Below are 2,945 nucleotides of genomic sequence, written 5' to 3' on the forward strand. Positions count from 1 at the left end.
GCCTAGGACACCACCATGACAGATCAGCGCCATGCCAATCAGGGCGTACCGGCATTCCACCATGACACTCTTCCCGGCCTTGACGGCCGCGACAAGGTGGCGCGCCGCGCCCGCACCGTCACCATCATCATCTTGCTGCTGTTACTGGCCGGGCTGGGCCGTACCTTGCTGGCCAGACAGGCCAATGCCGATACGCTGGCCAAACAAGCCAGCCAGAGTGCCATCCAGCAGGTACGGGTGGTGCAGGCGCAGAACAATCGCCACGACAACCGGCTGACCCTGCCGGCCACGCTACAAGGCATGCGCGAGGCACTGGTGTATGCGCGCGGCAGCGGTTACGTCAGACAATGGTTCAAGGACATCGGCCAGCCGGTGAAAAAGGGCGAGCTGCTGGCGGTACTGGACACGCCGGACATCGCCAAGCAAGTAGAGGAAGCCGCCGCCAGCCATGCACTGGCCAGTAGCGCCTATCAGCGCTGGAGCCGCTTGCGCGCGCAGGATGCGGTTTCACAGCAGGAGCTGGACGAAAAAACCGCCGCCTACCAGCAAAGCCAGGCCACGCTGCAACGGCTGCGCGACCAGCAGGACTTCGGCCGCATCGTGGCACCGTTTGACGGCATCATCACCAAACGCAATATCGACAACGGCAGTTTGGTCAATGCCGGCAATGGCGGCAGCGGCCAGTCGCTGTTCAGCGTGGCGCAGGTGGACCAGCTGCATTTGTATGTCTACCTGCCACAGGACCGTGCCAACCAGGTCAAGGTGGGCGACCCGGTGGACATCACGCTGACCGAGGGCGGCAAGCCGCTGGCAGGCAAGGTGGCCCGCACCGCCGGTGCCATCGACCCGGCCAGCCGCACCCTGCAAGTCGAGGTAGTTCTGCCCAATGCCACACACCAGTTGCTGCCGGGCCAATATGTGGAAGCCAGTTTCAGGATGAGCAGCCCAGCCGGGCTGACCCTGCCCACTAATACCCTGATATTCGGCCCCGAGGGCAGCCAGGTGGCCGTGGTGGACGAACACAACAAGGTAAGACTGCAAAAAGTGGCACTGGGGACAGACTATGGCAAGGACATTGCCATCAAGGCCGGGCTGAGCGGCAAGGAGCGCATCATCCTCAATCCGTCCGATGCCATCCACAACGGTCAGAGCGTGGCGATTGTCGCCAGCGACAAGGGTGATTGAGCCATGCGCGCCTTCCTTACCCCGCTGGCTGGCGTCACCTTGCTGCTGACGCTGGCCGGCTGCGCGGCCATCGGGCCGGACTACCGCACCCCGGCCATCAGTGACATGCCCACCGGCTGGCAAGGCAGCGGGCAGTGGCAAGCAGCCCAGCCAGCCGACCAGCAAGCCAAACAGCCCTGGTGGCAACAGTTTGGCGATGCCACGCTCAACCGGCTGGAAGCCGACTGCATGGCCAGCAATGCCAGCCTGAAACAGGCGCTGGCCCGCCTGCAACAGGCCCAGGCCCAGGCGGGCATCCACGCGGCGGCCACCCTGCCCAGCGTCAGTGCCGGAGCCAGCGTCAGCCGCACACGCATTTCCGCCGAGCGTCCGCTCACCAACTATCAGTCCACCAACAGCAGCACCATCCAGAACGATTACAAACCCACCTTGAGTGTCAGCTACGAATTCGACTGGCTGGGCCGGGTACGCCGTGATGTGGAAAGCGCCCGCGCCAGCGCCGCGCAAAGCCAGGCTGACAGCGAGAACGTGCGCCTGTTGCTGAGTGCGCAACTGGCCACGGCCTATTTCCAGCTGCGCCAGCTGGATGAGGAAAGCGCCCTGCTGCGGCAATCCATCAGCCTGCAGCAAAAAGTGCTGCAACTGACTGCAATCCGCCATCGCGAAGGGCTGGATGCTGCCGGTGCACTGGCCACCCAGCAAGCCAGCCTGCAAGCAGCGCAGGCCCAGCTAAGCCTGCTGGGCAACCAGCGCCAGCAGCAGCAGGACTTGCTGGCTACCCTCAGCGGCCATCCGGCCAGCAGTTTCCAGCTGGGTGCAGACAACCTGCCGGCCCGCCTGCCCGTCATTCCAGCGGGCGTTCCGGCTGATCTGCTGCAACGCCGCCCGGACATTGCCGCCGCCGAACGCGCGATGGCCGCCGCCAATGCACAAATCGGCGTGGCCAAGGCCGCCTGGTTCCCGCAGCTCACGCTGTCGCCCAGCTATATCGGTTATGAATCCGCCCAGCTGGCGCGGCTGGTTTCCGCACCGGCCCTGGTATGGTCGCTGGGCCTGCAAGCAGGCCAGACCTTGTTTGACAATGGCAAGACCCGCGCCGGGGTGGATTACGCCGAGGCCGGTTATCAGGCTGCTGCCAGCAGTTATCGCCAGACAGTCTTGCAAGCCATCCAGGAAACACAGGACGCGCTATCCACCCTGCAAGGGCTGGATCAGGCCAGCAGCCAGCAGGCGGCTGCGGTGGGGAGCCAGCAGCACGCCTACGACATTTCCCTGCTGCGCTACCGTGAAGGACTGGATAGCGCCCTGACGCTGGCCATCAACCAGCAAAGCCTGCTTGGCGCACAACGCCTGCAAGCCCAGCTGCATGGCAGCCAGTTTGTGTGGAGTGTGAACCTGATCAAGGCGCTGGGTGGCAGCTGGCAGGCAAGTAGCCTGAACTAGAACGGCCATGGCCATGAAAAAACCCCGCTCATCCAGGCGGGGTTTTTCTTGTGTCAGCGCCGGCGCAGCTTCAGGCGGTCACGCGCAAGTCCTGCAGGCCGTCCTCGGCCGGGACATCCATATAGCGGACCAGGCCCGGCAAATCGTCCGGCAAGGCCGTTGTGGCCGCGGCACCTTCCAGCAGCGCCAGCACCGGCTGCAACACCACACGGCGCAGCAGGCCTTCATCGGTGCTCAGGGCATCCAGTCGCAGGCTGTAGGTCCATTCATCGCCAAACGGCGATTCGTCATCCTCCCAGCGCAACAGACGTCCAGCC

General features: G+C 64.4%; 2 protein-coding genes and 1 pseudogene. 2 read left to right on the plus strand and 1 reads right to left on the minus strand.

From position 1 onward, the window contains the following. Nucleotides 1–15: 15 nt before the first annotated feature. Entirely contained in the window at nt 16–1,185 is a 1,170-nt protein-coding gene (locus tag JHD62_RS21205; RefSeq protein WP_199104548.1) for an efflux RND transporter periplasmic adaptor subunit, read from the plus strand. A gap of 3 nt (nt 1,186–1,188) precedes the next feature. After that, entirely contained in the window at nt 1,189–2,628 is a 1,440-nt protein-coding gene (locus JHD62_RS21210) for an efflux transporter outer membrane subunit (protein WP_199104549.1), read from the plus strand. A gap of 70 nt (nt 2,629–2,698) precedes the next feature. Here JHD62_RS21210 and JHD62_RS21215 read toward each other — a convergent pair. Further along, nucleotides 2,699–2,945: pseudogene (locus JHD62_RS21215) on the minus strand (hypothetical protein); the annotation flags it as partial.

Origin of the sequence: Aquitalea sp. ASV11 (genome assembly GCF_016429185.1) — a bacterium.
GTDB classification, from domain to species: domain Bacteria; phylum Pseudomonadota; class Gammaproteobacteria; order Burkholderiales; family Chromobacteriaceae; genus Aquitalea; species Aquitalea pelogenes.

What these genes read in the sequence shown, in the direction of transcription:
- JHD62_RS21205 (WP_199104548.1), top strand. Translation starts at nt 16, where the DNA reads ATGACAGATCAGCGCCATGCCAATCAGGGCGTACCGGCATTCCACCAT.
- JHD62_RS21210 (WP_199104549.1), top strand. Translation starts at nt 1,189, where the DNA reads ATGCGCGCCTTCCTTACCCCGCTGGCTGGCGTCACCTTGCTGCTGACG.